Source organism: Catenulispora rubra (assembly GCF_015356825.1).
GTDB lineage: Bacteria > Actinomycetota > Actinomycetes > Streptomycetales > Catenulisporaceae > Catenulispora > Catenulispora rubra.
The window spans coordinates 12,960-28,640 of sequence record NZ_JAACYW010000068.1 but is presented as its reverse complement, the minus strand read 5'-3'; the positions used below and the strand labels follow the sequence as shown (position 1 = coordinate 28,640).

Below are 15,681 nucleotides of genomic sequence, written 5' to 3'. Positions count from 1 at the left end.
TCACTCCTCAACAGTCATCTTGCGCATGCGGGGACGAACGGGAACCGCGGACTTCTCGGTCCACGCGGCGAGCGCGGACACCGTCGGCAGATCGAAGATCGTGCGGATGGGGATCTCAATGCCCAGATCGGCCCGGGCCCGGGTGATCAGCCGGGCGGCCAGCAGGGAGTGCCCGCCGAGCGCGAAGAAGACGTCGTCGACGCCGACCCGCTCGACCCCGAGCACCTCGGCGAACAGCCGGCACAGGCCTTCCTCGCGGGGCGTGCGGGGCGCCCGGTAGGCGGTGGTGGGAGTGACTTCGGGGACCGGCAGCCGGCGGTGGTCGAGCTTGCCGTTGGGCGACAGCGGCAGCCGGTCCAGCGGCACGAACGCGGCCGGGACCATGTAGTCGGGCAGCCGCTCGGCCAGGTGCTCGCGCAGCCGGCCGGCGTCGGGGACGGCTGCGCCGGGTGGGGGCACCAGGTACGCCGCCAGGTAGCGCGCGCCGCCGTTGTCCCGGAGCACCACGGCCGCCTGAGCCACCTCCGGGTGCGCGGTCAGCGCGGCCGCCACCTCGCCGGGCTCGATCCGGTAGCCGCGGATCTTCACCTGGTTGTCGATCCGGCCCAGATGGTGCAGTTCGCCGTCGGCGGACAGGCTCGCCAGGTCGCCGGTGCGGTACATCCGGCTGCCGGGCGGCCCGAAGGGGTCGGCGACGAAGCGCTCGGCGGTCAGCGCGGCCTGGTTGACATAGCCGCGTCCGGCGCCGGCGAGGTAGAGCTCGCCGGCGGTGCCGGGCGGCAGCAGGGTCAGGCCCGGCCCGAGGATGTAGGCGCGCACACCGGCGAAGGGCCGGCCGATCGGCACGTCCGGCTCGTACTTCCGGTCGGGGCCGAGCAGGTGCGCGGTGGCGTAGAAGGTCTCGCTGGGGCCGTAGCTGTTGATGACCCGGATGTCGGGCCACAGCGAACGCACCCGGTCGGCCAGCGCCGGGGTCAGCACCTCCCCGGAGAAGTTCAGCGCGGTGGGCCGGAGGCGGTCGCCGAGCTGGTCGACGAGTTCGGCCCAGGCCGAGGGCACCGGGCAGGCCACGTCGACGTCCCAGCTGTCGCGGTCGGTCAGCTCCAGCACGTCGCGCACGATCTCGACGCCGCCGCCGGTGGTGAGCGCGGCGAACAACTCGAAGGTGGCGACGTCGAACCCGAAGGAGGCGGCGAGCAGGATCCGCCGGCCCGAGCCGGTCCCGGTCCCGGTCCCGGTCCCACGAGTCATCCCAGCCTGCGCGACCATGGTGTCCACGGCGGCCACGACCGTGGTGTGGGCGATGCCCACGCCCTTCGGCACGCCGGTGGAGCCGGAGGTGTAGACGACGAAGGCCAGGTTGTGGGGTCCGGCCTTGCGCCGCGGTGTCGCAGGGCTATCAGGGCTATCAGGGCTATCGGGGTTCTCAGCGCTCGCAGTCTCCTCGGCGGGCGCGCCGAGCAGGTCGTCCAAGACCAGGACGGGGATGTCCGTCTCCGGGACGAGCCCGCGGGTGTCGGCGTCCACCAGGACCAGGTGCGGCCGCGCCCCGGGCAGGATCTGCGGCAGCCGGGCGCGGGCGAACGCGGGATCCACCGGCAGATAGGCTCCGCCGGCCTTCAGGATGCCCAGCAGCGCCACGACCATGGTCAGGTCGCGCGGCAGGACCACGCTGACCAGCGCTTCCGGACCCACGGCGCGCGCGACCAGGCGGGCGGCGAGCTGTTCGGCGCGCGCGTCCAGTTCGGCGTAGGTGAGCGAGGCGCCCGCGGCCACCACGGCGACCGCGTCAGGGCTCTGCGCCGCCTGCGCCTCGAAGCGTTCGACGAGCGTGGTGTCGGCGGACCGCAGCGCCGGGTGGCTCAGGTCGCCGAGCAGCCAGTCGCGTTCGGCCGGGGTCAGGACGTCGACGTGCGCGACGGTGCCGTCGAGACCGGCCGCCATCCGGCGCAGGATGCCGACGAGGCGGGTCGCGCACGTCTCGGCGGTGTCCCGGTCGACGACCCCCGGCGCGTACTGCAAAGCGAGTTCGAGGTGTTCGCCGATCCCCGCCATCAGCGACAGCGGGTAGTTGTTGCCCGCGAAGGGCCGGAAGCCGGTGAAGGTGATCCCGTCCGCGGCCTCGCCGGCGGCGGACAGCCCCTCGCGGTCGATCGGGTAGGACTCGAAGACGACCAGCGTGTCGAACAGCGCCGGCACGCCGGCCGCCTGCTGGATGTCCGCGAGCCCGTGGTGGTGGTACTCCGCGAGCGCCGCCTGCCGGCCCTGGAGCCGGGTGACGACCTCGGCGAAGGTGTCGCCGGGCGCGTGCCGCACCCGGACCGGCACGGTGTTGATGAACATCCCGACCATCGACTCGACGTCCGGCACCGCGGGCGGCCGGCCCGAGACCGTGGCCCCGAACACCACGTCCTGGCGGCCGGTGAGCAGGCTGAGCAGCAGCGCCCACGCGCCCTGGACCAGGCTGTTGACGGTGACGCCGAGCTCTGCGGCGCGCCGGACCAGGTCCTGGGCCTCCTCCGGGCGCAGCGTGACGGCGACCTCGTCGCGGCCCCCGCCGTCGGCGCCCGCGGCGTCCGGGACCAGCAGCGTCGGCCCTTCGAGCCCGTCGAGCTCTTCGGCCCAGACCCGGGCCGCCTCCTGCCGGTCCTGCCGGGCGAGCCAGGCCAGGAACGCGCCGGGGTCGCCGGGCCGGGACAGCCCGGACGGCTCGCCGCCGGCGGCGTAGAGCAACAGCAGGTCTTCCATCAGCAGCGGCGTCGACCAGCCGTCGAACAGCAGGTGGTGGAAGGTCAGGACCAGCTCGGCCCGGTCCGGCGCCAGCTCGGCCAGGGCCAGCCGGAACAGCGGCGGGGCCCCGGGATCGAAGTAGGCGGTCCGGTCCCGGGCCAGGAAGCGCTCGAAGGCCTCAGTGCGCTCCGTCTCGCCGAGGGCACTGAGGTCAAGGTGCTGCCACGGCAGGGTCACCTTCTCGGGGATCACCTGCGCCACGTCGCCGTCGGTCCGGTCGGCGAACGCCGCGCGCAGGCCGAGGTGGCGGTCCAGCAGCGCCTGCCCGGCGCGGCGCATCCGTTCCGACTCGACCCTTCCGGACAGCTGGAAGGCCATCTGGATGTGGTACGGGTCGAATCCCGCCTCGGCCTGCTTGGCGTGGAACAGGATCCCGGCCTGCACCGGGGTCAGCGGCCACAACGTGGTCAGCGGGCCGAAGCGGCTCTCCCAGGTCTCGATCTCCTGCTGGCGCACCGGGATCAGCGGCGCGTCGCCGGGAGTCAGCCCGCCGGCTCCGGGAGCGGCGGCGTGCCGGGCCAGCGCGGTCAGCGCCCGCACCCACAGCCCGGCCAGCTCGCTGACCTCCTCGCGCGACAGCACTCCGGTGGCGAAGCCGAAGTACGCGGTCAGGACGTCCGCCCCGGCGGTGGCGACGGCCACGGTGTTGATCTCCAGCTCCGACAGCACCGGCATGTCGGCGTCGGGGGCGGCGATCAGGTCCTGCGCGTCGTCCCCGTTCCAGCCCAGGTCCCGCAGCTCGCCCGGTAGGTCCGCGCCGGAGGCCTTGCCCAGGTAGTTGAAGCCGATCCGCGGTTCGCGCTCCCCGGCCAGGACGGCGCCGGTCTCGCTGTTGAGGTACCGGAGCAGCCCGTAGCCCAGGCCGTTGTCCGGCACCGCCACCCGTTGTTCCTTGACCGCCTTGAGCGCCCGCCCGGCCGCCGGACCGCCGGCGAAGGCCTCGGCCAGGTCGACGCCGTCCAGGTCCAGCCGGACCGGGAACATCGCGGTGAACCAGCCGGCCGTGCCGGACAGGTCCGCGCCGGGGACCAGATGCTCTTCCCGGCCGTGCCCTTCCAGCCGGACCAGGGTCGAGGACCGGGCCCGGCCGCGCGCCTGGCGCCACTGCGCCACCGCCAGCGCGAGCGCGGTCAGCAGCCCGTCGTCGACGCCGGCGCGGAACACCGCGGGCAGCGTGTCCAGCAGGACCCGCGTGACGTCAGCCGGCACCTCGACGCGGACGGTGTCCACGGTCGCCGCGACATCGCGCGCCGGATCCAGGTCCCGCGCGCCGAGCAGCGGCTCGTCCCCGGCCAGGATGCCCTGCCAGACCGGCAGTTCGGCGGCACGCTGCGCGCCTGCTGCCTCGTCGGCCAGGGCGTGCGTCCAACGCCGCAGAGAAGTGCCTGTGATCGCCGGCTCGGCCGGGCCGCCCTCGCGGACCCGGCGCCAGGCCGAGACCAGGTCCGGCAGCAGAATCCGCCACGACACGCCGTCGACGACCAGGTGGTGCAGCACGATGAGCAACCGGTCGGCGCCGGGGCCGGAGGTGAACCAGACGAATTGCGCCATGACGCCGGTGTCAGGGTCCAGACGGCCCGCGGCCGCGTCCAGCTCGGCCTGCACGTCGGCCTCGGAGCCGACGACCGTGCGCAGCAGCGCGTCGGCCGCCACCGCCCCGACCGGTTCCATCCACAGGCCCGGCCGATCGCGGTCGAGCCGGGAGCGCAGTGCGTCGTGCCGGTCCAGCAGCGCTTGCAACGCCGCGACCAGACTGGCCCGGTCGGCCTCCGCCGGCAGATTCAGCAGCATCGACATGCAGAACCGGCCGATGCCGCCACCGCGCGCGAGCACGTGGGCTGCGGTCGGCGGGAGCGGTGCCCAGCCGACGCCGCCGCCGGGCAGCTCGGGCAGCGTCGCACGCTCCTGATCCGCCCGACCCTCGACGAGCTCTGCGAGGCGGGCCACCGAGCGGCGCTCGAAGACCTCCCGCGTGGTGATCTCGACTCCGCGCGTCCGGGCGCGCGCCACGACTTGGATGGAGCGGATGCTGTCGCCGCCGATAGCGAAGAAGTCATCGTCGACGCCCACCTGCTCGGCGTCCAGGACGTCGGCGTACACCTCGGCCAGCACCTGCTCGGCCACGCCGTGCGGCGCCCGGTACTCCGGGGCGTCGAGCTTGGGCTCCGGGAGCGCGGCGACGTCGAGCTTGCCGGTCGGGGTCAACGGCATCCGGTCCACGACCACGAACCGGGTCGGGACCATGTAGTCCGGCAGGCGCTCGGCCACGAACCGCCGCAGCTGCTCCACCGGCACCTCGGTGCCGGCCGGCGCCACGTAGGCGATGAGCCGGGCCCGGCCGGTGTGGTCCTCGCGCACCGTGACCGCGGCCCGGGCGACCGCCGGATGCGTGGCGATGACGGTCTCGACCTCGACCGGCTCGACACGGATGCCGTTCACTTTGGCCTGCGCGTCGACCCGCCCGGCGTACGACAGCCCGCCGTCGGCGTCCCACCGGGCCAGGTCGCCGGTGCGGTACAGGCGCGCGCCGGCCGGGCCGAAGGGGCTGGCGACGAACCGCTCGGCGGTGGCCGCGCCATTGCGGTGGTAGCCGCGGGCGAGCACCCCGCCGACGTAGAGCTCACCGGTCACGCCCGGCGGAACCGGGGCGAGCTCGGGGCCCAGGACGTAGGCACGCATGTTGGCCAACGGCCGTCCGACCGGGATCGCCGCGATCCCGGTCGATCGCGACGGCAGCGTGTAGGTGGAGGCGTAGAAGCTCTCTGTCTGTCCGTAGGCGTTGATGACGCGCACCCCGGGCAGGGCGTCGTGGACCCGGCGGACCAGCTCGGCCGAGAGCGCCTCGCCGGCGAAGATGACGGTCTCGATGTCCAGCTCGATCGCGTCCGGGCCGGCAGTGATCTGGTCCAGCAGCGCGGAGAACACCGATGGCACGGCGCTGACCGTGCTGCCCGACCAGCCGCCGCGCTCGGCGACCTCCAGCAGGTCGCGGACGATCTCGACGCCGGCCCCGGCGGTGAGCGCGGTGAAGATCTCGAACACTGAGACGTCGAAGTTCACCGAGCTGGCGGCCAGCATCCGGGACCCCGGCCCGACGTGCACGCGCTGCTTCAGGTCCAGGACGCCGTTGACGACGCCCGCGTGGGTGATGCCCACGCCCTTGGGGACGCCGGTCGAGCCGGACGTGAACATCACGTAGGCCAGGTTGTCCGGCGCGGTGCCCGCCTCGGCCTCGGTGCGAACTTCGCGGTGGTCCCCGCCGTTGTGGTCGGTGTCGTCGAGCTCTCTGTCGTCGAGGTCGTCCAGGCGCAGCACCGTCGACCGGGCCCCGGCCACCATCGCGGCCGTCGCACGGTCGGTCAGGATCAGCGCGGGCTCGGCGGTGTCGAGCAGCAGCCCGACGCGCGCCGACGGGAAGGCCGGGTCGACCGGCAGGTAGGCGCCGCCGGCCTTGAGCACCGCCAGCAGCGCGACCACCAGGTCCGCCGAACGCGGCAGCGCCACGGCGGTCAGTACGTCCGGTCCGACGCCCCGCGCGCGCAGCACCACGGCCAGCCGTCCCGCACGGGTCTCCAGGTCGCGGTAGGAGAGCACTGTCTCGCCGCAGACCACTGCCGCGGCGTCCGGGGTCCGCGCCGCCTGGGCGGCCACCAGCTCCGGCAGCGTCGCGGCCGGCACCGGCGCCGCGGTGTCGTTCAGCCGGTCCAGCTGCTCCCGCTCGGCACCGGTGAGCACGTCCACCCGGCCCAGCGGCGTCCCGGGGTCGGCGACGACCTGTCGCAGCACCCGGACGTACCGCTCGACCAGGCTCTGCGCGGTGGCGTGGTCGAACAGCTCGGTCGCGTACTCCAGGCGTCCGTACCCGCCGCCGGACTCCCACGGGATGATGTTCAGGACCAGATCGAACTTGGCGGTGCCGGTGCTCGCGGACAGCGGCGTGACCCGCAGGCCCGGCATCTCGACCTGGGACCACTCGAACTGCCAGGCCAGCATGACCTGGAACAGCGGCTGGTAGGAGGTGGTGCGCTCCGGGCCCAGCAGCTCCACCAGGCGCTCGAACGGCACGTCCTGGTTGTCGTAGGCGGCCAGCGCGCGGTCGCGCACCTGCTGGAGCAGGCTGGCGAACGACGGGTCGCCGGCCAGGTCCACCCGCAGCACCCAGGTATTGGCGAAGAAGCCGATCAGCTCGTCGAGCTGTTCGTCGGCGCGGCCCTCGATCGGGCTGCCGACGGTCAGGTCGTTGCCCGCCCCGAGGTGGTGCAGCAGCACGGCGAGCGCCGCCTGAGCGGCCATCGGCGGGGTGGCGCCGTGGTCGGCGGCGAGCTTGCGCAGCCCGCCGAGCAGCTCCGGTTCGAGCTCGAAGTCGGTGTAGGCGCCGCGGTGGTCGGGGCTGGTCGGCCGCGGCCGGTCCAGCGGCAGCTGCACCGGCTGGCGCGAGCCCGCCAGCTCCCGGCGCCAGTAGTCCAGCTGCTTGGCCGCGATGCTGTCCGGGTCGGCCTCGTCGCCGAGCAGTTGTCGCTGCCACAGGGTGTAGTCCCGGTATTGCACCGGAAGCGGTTTCCAGTCCGGCGCGCTCCCCCGGTGGCGGGCCGTGTACGCCGACACCAGATCGCGCAGGAACGGCCCCATCGACGCGCCGTCCGAGGCGACGTGATGGAACACGAACACCAGGACGTGCTCCTGCGGGCCGGTGCGGAGCACGGTCGTGCGCAGCGGCAGATCCGTGTCCAGCTGGAAGGTCTCCGAGGCGGCGAGGTGCATCGCGGAGTCCAGCGCGCCGACGGGCACGTCCACGACCCGCAGCGCGGCGGTCGCCTCGGCGGCGGGCAGGATCCGCTGCTCCGGCCGTCCGTCCGCGTCCTCGACGATCAGGGTCCGCAGACTCTCGTGCCGGGTGACGATGTCCTGCACCGCCGCGGCCAGGGCCGCGGTGTCCAGCGGCCCCTCCAGGCGCAGCGCGAACGGGATGTTGTAGGTGGCGGACGGGCCTTCGAGCCGGTGCAGGAACCACAGCCGGCTCTGGGCGAAGGACAGGGGGGTCATCGGCCCTCCTCCTGATCGGTCATCCGCCGCATCGCGGGGCGGTTCGAAGTGGCCATTTCCTTGAGCTGTCCGGCCAGCTGGGCCACGGTCGGGAAGCGGAAGATCGTCGTGACGTTCGCCTCGACGTTGAACTCGGCGCGGATGCGGCCCACGAGCCGGGTGGCCAGCAGCGAGTGCCCGCCGTAGTCGAAGAAGTCGACGTCGATGCCGACCTCGTCCACGCCGAGCAGTTCGGCGAACAGCCGGCAGAGGACTTCCTCGTCGTGGGTGCGCGGGCCGCGGCCCTCGGCGGCCGCGGCGGGATCCGGGTCCGGTAGCGCGGCCCGGTCGAGCTTGCCGCTGACGGTCATCGGGAGTTCGGGGATCGGCACGATGGCCGAGGGGACCATGTACTCCGGCAACCGGGCCCGGAGCAGATCCGCCAAGGGACCGACGTCCACCCCGGCCGGGTCCGTCCCGGCGATCGGCACCACGTAGGCGATCAGGCGCTGGTCGCCCCGCGTCTTCTCGCGCACGATGACCGCGGCCTGAGACACCTGCGGGTGCCCGGTCAGCGCCTGCTCGATCTCGTCCAGCTCGATGCGCAGACCCCGGACCTTGACTTGGAAGTCGGTGCGGCCGAGGTATTCGAGCTGGCCGCCCTCGTTCCAGCGCACCACGTCGCCGGTGCGGTACATCCGCGTGCCCGGCGCGCCGTAAGGGCAGGCGATGAACCGCTGCGCGGTCAGCCCGGTCTGCCCGAGGTAGCCGCGGGCCAGTCCGGCGCCGGCCAGATACAGCTCGCCGACGACGCCCGGCGGCACCGGACGCAGCGCCGCGTCCAGCACATACACCTGGGTGTTCCAGACCGGCCGGCCGATCGGGACCCGGTCCGCGCCCGGCACGTGCTGCCAGCCGGTCACCTCGACCGCGGCCTCGGTGGGGCCGTAGAGGTTGTAGACCGCGCAGTCCGGCAGCAGGTCGCTGCACAGGTTCGCCAGCGCGGCCGGGAACGCCTCGCCGGCGACCTCGATCCAGCGCAGGCTCGTGCAGTCCTTCGCCGTGTCCTCGGCGAGGAACACCTCCAGCAGGGAGGGCACGAAGTCGGCGCCGGTGACCCGCTCGCGCTGGATCAGCTCGGCCAGATACGCCGGGTCCTTGCGGCCGTCGGGGCGGGCGATCACGACGGCGGCGCCGACCCGCAGCGGGGCGAACAGCTCGGGCACCGAGACGTCGAAGCTCGCCGTCGTGCTCAGCAGCACCCGGTCCTCGGGCGTGACGGCGAACTGTGCCAGGCCCCACTCCAGCCGGTTGGTGATCGAGCGGTGCGAGACCGGCACACCCTTGGGGCCGCCGGTGGAGCCCGAGGTGTAGATGACGTAGGCAGCGTGGTCCTGCGACAGGTCGCGCCGCGGGTCGGTGTCGTCGTACCCGGACACGTCCGGCAGTACGTCGTCGAGCGTCAGCAGGGGCCGGGCGCTGTCCATCAGCTGCCGTACCCGGTCCTGCGGCAGCGCGGGGTCCACCGGCAGGTACGCGGCGCCGGCCTTCACCACCGCGTAGATCGCCACCATCATGTCGACGGAGCGCGGGATGCGGACCGCGACGATCTGCTCCGGCCCCGCGCCCTGCGCGATCAGCCAGTGCGCGAGCCGGTTGGCCCGCCGGTTGAACTCCGCGTAGGTCAGCGTCTCCTGCTCGCCGATCACCGCGACCCGCTCCGGGAAGCGCTCGACCGCCGCTTCGAACACCTCCGGCAGGATGCTCGCGGCCACCGGATGCGCCGTGTCGTTGACCTCCCGCAGCAGCTCCTCGCGCTCGGCTTCCGACAGCACGTCGATCGCCCCGACGAGGATCTGCGGATCGGCGGTCAGCTGCTCCAGGACCCGCACCAGCCGCACGGCGAGCGCCTGCGCGGCGGCGTGGTCGTAGATGTTGTCCTGGTAGTCCAGCGACAGCCGCAGGTTGGGGTCGGAGGCGTTGAGCGTGAGCGGGTAGTGCGAGCCCGCGAACGGCCGGATGGCGTCGATCGTGAGCCCGGCCGCGTCGTTCGCGCCGACGATGCCCTCCCGGTCGACCGGGTAGTTCTCGAACACCACGATCGTGTCGAACAGCACCGGCAGGCCGGTTCCGCGCTGGATGTCGGCCAGGCCGTAGTAGTGCTGGTCCAGCAGCGCGGTCTGGCGGTCCTGCAGGTCCCTGACGACCTCGCGGAAGCTGCTCTCCGGCCGGCAGGACACCCGGACCGGCAGGGTGTTGATGAACAGGCCGACCATCTCCTCGGAGCCGGGGAGATCGGCCGGGCGGCCGTTGACGGCGGCGCCGACCACCACGTCCTGCTGGCCGACCAGCTTCGACAACAGGACCGCCCAGGCGCCCTGCAGGAGCGTGTTCAGCGTGACCCCCAGCTCCGCCGCGCGCCGAGTGATCTCCCGGCCCTGGTCCATCGACCACGGCACCTCGACCCGGCCGAGCGCCGAGGCCTTGCCCTTCAGGGCGGCGTCCGGAGCCATGAGCGTGGGCTGGTCGAATCCGGCGAGCTCTTCTCGCCACAAGGCGGCGGTGGCCTCCCGGTCGCGGGTCGACAGCCAGGCCAGGTAGTCGCCGTAGCCACGGACCGGAGCCAGTTCGCCGGTGCCGGCGTAGAGCGTCATCAGGTCCCTGAACACCAGCGGCGAGGACCAGCCGTCGAACACGGTGTGGTGCGCGGTGATGATCAGCTTGGCGCGGTCCGGCCCGCAGGTGAGCACGGCCATGCGCACCAGCGGCGGCCGCGCGGGGTCCAGCGGCAGGCCGCGGTCCTCGGCGAGGAACCTGTCGAGCTCGGCGTCCTGCTCGGCCTCGCCGCGGCCGGTCAGATCGACGTGCCGCCACGGCAGCTCGACCGTCCGCGGGATCACCTGGACCGCGTCGCCGTCGGCGGCCAGCAGGAAGGCGGCGCGCATGTTGGGATAGCGGTCCAGCAGCGCCTGTCCGGCGGACCGCATGCGCTCGGGGTCCACCTGTCCGGAAAGGTGCAGCACGAACTGCATGTGGTAGACGTCGAAAGAGCCGTCGGCGACCGCGGCCTGGAACTGGATCCCGGACTGGCCCGGGGCCTGCGGCCAGATCTCGTCCAGCCCGCCGTAGTGCTCTTCCCAGGCCTCGATCTCGTCCTGGCGAACCGAGACCAGCGCCGCGTCCGAGGGGGTGAGGCCGCCGATGTCGGCGCGGTCGGCGAAGGCGGCCATGCCGCGCAGCACCTCGACCCACAGCGCGGCCAGCTCGGCGGTCCGCTCCCGGGACAGCACCCCCGAGGCGTAGGCGAAAGCCGCCTGCAGCCGAACGCCGTCGGAGTCCTCCAGGGCGACGGCGCCGACCTCCAGCGCGGACAGCGCGGGCATGGCCGGGTCCGGGTCCGGGATCAGGGCGGCGGACCAGGGCGCCGGGCCCCACCCGTTCGCCCGCAGCTCTTCGGGCACGTCAGCGGCGGAGACACGGCCCAAGTAATTGAAGCCGATCTGCGGCGCCGGGTAGTCGGCGAGCTGCGGGCCGGCCTCCGGGTTCAGGTAGCGCAGCAGCGCGTATCCGACGCCCTTGTCCGGTATCGCGCGCAGCTGTTCCTTGACCAGTTTGATCGCCGCTCCGGCCGCGGGGCCGCCGGCCAGCACCTCGGCCTGGTCCAACCCGCGCACGTCGATCCGCGCCGGGTACATGCTGGTGAACCAGCCGATCGTCCGGGACAGGTCGGCGCCGGGGACGATGTCCTCCTCGCGGCCGTGGCCCTCCATCCGGACCAGGGTCGAGCCGTCGATACCGTCGGTGCCACCAGTGCCGCGCCACCGGTCCACCGCCACGGCGAGCGCCGCGAGCAGGACGTCGGTCGCAGTGCCCTTGAACGCGGCCGGAAGCCGGGTCAGCACCGCCTCGGTGATCCCGGCCGGCAGGTCCACGTGCACGGTGTCGACCGTGGACATCAGGTCCACCGCCGGGTCGAACAGCCGCGGGCCCAGCGGGAGATCCGGTGTCTCCAGCACCCGGTGCCAGTACGCCAGCTCGTCCTCGCGCCGCTCGGACAGCGCGTCGGCCTCCAGCGCCGCCGCCCACCGACGCGTCGAGGTGCCGACCGCGGGCAGCTCGGGCGTCCGGCCGGAGGCGACCTGCTGCCAGGCCTCTGCGAGGTCGGCCATCAGGATGCGCCAGGAGACCCCGTCCACCACCAGGTGGTGCAGCACCACCAGCAGCCGGCCAGCGCCGGTCGCCGGGGCGAACCAGACGAATTCCGCCATCGCCCCAGCCTCCGGGTCCAGGCGTCCGGTCGCGGCCTGGAGCTCATCCTGCGCCTTCTGCAGCACGGACGGCTCGTCCCACGCTCCGTGGCACGAGACTTGGTGGATCAGATCCGCCGCCCGAACGCTGCCAGTCGGGCGCACCAGCAACGACGGCTCGTAGCCGGGGACCAGCTGCGCCCGCAGCAGGTCGTGCCGGTCGAGGACGGCGTCCAGCGTCGCGGCCAGCCCGTCCGCGCCGATGTCCGGCGGCAGCTCCAGCGTCATCGCCATCGCGAACCGGTCGATCCCGACGCCGTGCTCGAACACCTGCCGCGCCACCGGCGGCAACGGCATCGGCCCGACGCCGCCGCCTTCCAGTTCCTCCAGCCGGGGCAGCGTCTCCCGGCGCTCGGCGGCCACCTCGGCGAGTCGGGCCGCGGTGCGGCACTCGAAGATCTCGCGCGTGGTGAGCTGTAGGCCGCGAGCCCGAGCGCGGGCCACCACCTGGAGCGAGCGCAGACTGTCCCCGCCGACGGCGAAGAAGTCATCGTCGACGCCGACCCGCTCCACGCCGAGCACGTCCGCGTAGGCCGCGACGATGATCGCCTCGGTGTCGGTGCGCGGCTCCCGGTACACCTCGCCCACGAAGTCGGGTTCGGGCAGCGCCGAACGGTCCAGCTTGCCGGTCGGGCCCAGCGGGATCCGGCCCAGGGCCACGAAGGCCGAGGGCACCATGTAGTCCGGCAGCCGGGCCGCGACGAACCGGCGCAGTTCGGCGGAGGACGCACCGGCCTGGATGTCGACGTCGGAGATCGCCCCCGAGCCGTCCCCGCCGCCTTCGCCGCCGCCGATGTGCACCACGTATGCCACGAGCCGGCGGCCGCCGGAGGGCGCCGGCCGGCTGACCACCACGGCTTCGCTGATCCCGGGGTGCTGCACGCACGCCGCCTCCACCTCGGCGGTCTCGATGCGGAAGCCGCGCACCTTCACCTGGCCGTCGCTGCGGCCGACGCACTCCAGCCGGCCGTGCGCGTTCCAGCGGGCCAGGTCGCCGGTACGGTACATGCGCTCCCCGGCCGGGCCGAAGGGGTTGGCCACGAACCGCTCGGCGGTGGCCGCGCTGCTGTGCCGGTAGCCGCGACCGAGGCAGGTCCCTGCCACGTACAGCTCGCCGGTGACGCCCTGCGGCACCGGGGCGAGCCCCGGGCCCAGCACGTAGGCGCGCATGTTGCCCAGCGGAGTGCCGATCGGCGCGACCTCGCCGTCGGCCCATTCCTCGGAAGCGGCCAGGGCAAATGTGGAAACGTAGAAGCTCTCGCTCTGCCCGTAGCCGTTCACGACCTGCACCCCGGGCAGCGCCTCGCGGACCTGGCGCACCAGGCGGGCCGGAAGCACCTCGCCGGCCAGCACCACGCTGCGCAGCTCGGACGTCTTGGGCAGGTGGCCGAGCAGTTCTGTGAGCACCGACGGGACCGTGCTGATCACGTGGCCGTCCCAGCTGTCGCGCTCCCCGAGGGCGAGCGCGTTCGGCACCACCTCCACCGTGCCGCCGGTGGACAGGGTGGTCAGCAGCTCGAAGACCGAGACGTCGAAGTCCACTGAGGTGCCCGCGAGCATCCGCCAGCCCGCCGGTGCGTCCAGGACGCGGACCAGCTCCCGTACACCGTTGACCACGTTGCGGTGGGTGATCGCCGCACCCTTCGGCCGGCCGGTGGAGCCGGAGGTGTACATGACGTACGCCAGGTTGTCCGGGTGCAGCCGCGGTCTCCCGTCCGGGTCCGCCGGCGTCCGCTCAGACCACTCAGACGGCTCGGACCGGCTCCAGTCGGCGCGGCGGTCGAGGTGAACGGGATCGATGGCATCCACGACCACGCCGCCCGGCATCAGCTGCCAGGTATCGGTGTCGGTGACCGCGAAGCGCGGCGTCGCCTCGGAGAGCACGGTCACCGCGCGCTCGCCGAGGTGCCGCGGGTCCATCGGCAGGTAGGCGGCGCCGGACTTGAGGATGCCGAGCAGTCCGGCCACCAGGTCCTCGCTGCGCGCCAGCGCCAACACCACCAGGTCTTCGGGGCCTGCGCCACGCCGGATCAGCTCGTCGGCGACCCGGTCCGCGCGCTCGTCGAGCTCCCGGTACGTCAGTGTCCGGTCCTCGCACACCAGCGCGGGGGCGTCGGGGGTCTGCGCGACCTGCTCCTGGAACAGCTCCGGGATCGTCTGCTCGGGCACCGTGGCGGCGGTGAGGTTGAACTGCACCAGCAGCCGGTCCCGCTCGGCCGCGTCGAGCGTGTCGACCCCGGCGATCCGCTGCCCGGCGTCGGCCACCAGCCGGCTCAGGACCCGGACGAAGCGCTCCGCCAACCCCACGACCGTGCTCTCGTCGAACAGGTCGGTGGCGTACTCCAGCCGGCACTGCGCCCCGCCGGCGGCGTTCGGTATCAGGTCGAAGAAGAGGTCGAACTTGGCGGTCGGGGTCTCCAGCCGCTCGCCGTGGACCCGGAAGCCGGGGATGTGCGGCTCCGGCACCGGCGGCTGCCAGGACAGCATCACCTGGAAGAACGGGTGGTAGGCGGTGGACCGGTCCGGGTTCAGCAGCTCCACGACCCGTTCGAACGGCAGGTCCTGGTTGTCGTACGCGGCCAGGGACCGCTCCTGCACCCGCTGCAGCAGTTCCCGGAAGGTCGGATCGCCGGCCAGGTCGACGCGCAGCACCCAGGTGTTGACGAAGAACCCGACCAGGTCCCGCAGCTGCTCGTCGGTGCGGCCGGCGATCGGGACGCCGATCGGCACGTCGTCGCCGCAGCCCAGGTGGTACAGCAGCACGGCGAGCGCCGCGTGCATGGTCATCGACACCGTGGCGTTCTGCTGCGCGGAGAGCTCTTCCACCGCCGACAGCAGGCCGGGGCTGATCGAGAACCGGACCACGTCGCCGCGCCGGCTCAGCTCCCTGGGACGCGGTCGGTCGGTGGGCAGTGCCAGCGGCTGCGCCAGGTCGGCCAGGGCCTCGCGCCAGTGCGCCAGCTGCCGTGCGGCCAGGCTGTCCGGATCGCTCTCGTCGCCGAGCACGTCCTGGTGCCAGAGCGCGTAGTCGGCGTACTGCACCGGCAGCGGCTCCCAGGCCGGGGCCAGGCCCTGGTTGCGCGCCGCGTACGCCACGGTCAGGTCGCGCAGCAGCGGCCCCATGGACTCCCCGTCCAGGGCGATGTGATGCACCACCAGCACGAGAGTGTGATCGTTCGGACCGGAGCGCACGACCCGGGCCCGGACCGGGATGTCGGCGGCCAGGTCGAAGGGAACGGTCGCGGCCTCCTGAAGCGCCGCCGTCCGCTCCGCCTCGGGTCCGGCCTCGACGAGCGGGAGCCGGAAGGCTGCCTCGTCCAGGGACAGGACCCGCTGGTGCGGCAGGCCGTCGCCGTCCTCGGCGATCACGGTGCGCAGCACCTCGTGCCGGTCCAGGACGTCGTGGAACGCCGAACGCAGCGCGTCGAGGTCCAGCTCGCCTTCCAGCCGCAGCGCGAAAGCGCTGTTGTAGGTGGGCGAGGGCCCCTCGAACCGGTCCACGAACCACAGCCGGCGCTGCGCGAACGACAACGGGATCACGGTCTCTCCAAATCCGCTGAAC

The 15,681-nt window shown here is 73.3% G+C and carries 2 protein-coding genes; both read right to left on the bottom strand.

Annotated elements, in window-relative coordinates; translation table 11 throughout:
- Positions 1-7,833 carry a non-ribosomal peptide synthetase gene (locus GWK61_RS20555; RefSeq protein ID WP_194910418.1) on the bottom strand — a complete coding sequence of 2,611 codons (7,833 nt, stop codon included), beginning with the start codon at positions 7,831-7,833 and terminating at the stop codon, positions 1-3.
- Positions 7,830-15,659 carry a non-ribosomal peptide synthetase gene (locus GWK61_RS20550; protein ID WP_194910417.1) on the bottom strand — a complete coding sequence of 2,610 codons (7,830 nt, stop codon included), beginning with the start codon at positions 15,657-15,659 and terminating at the stop codon, positions 7,830-7,832. The genes GWK61_RS20555 and GWK61_RS20550 overlap by 4 nt, the downstream gene beginning before the upstream one ends.
- Positions 15,660-15,681: the final 22 nt, after the last annotated feature.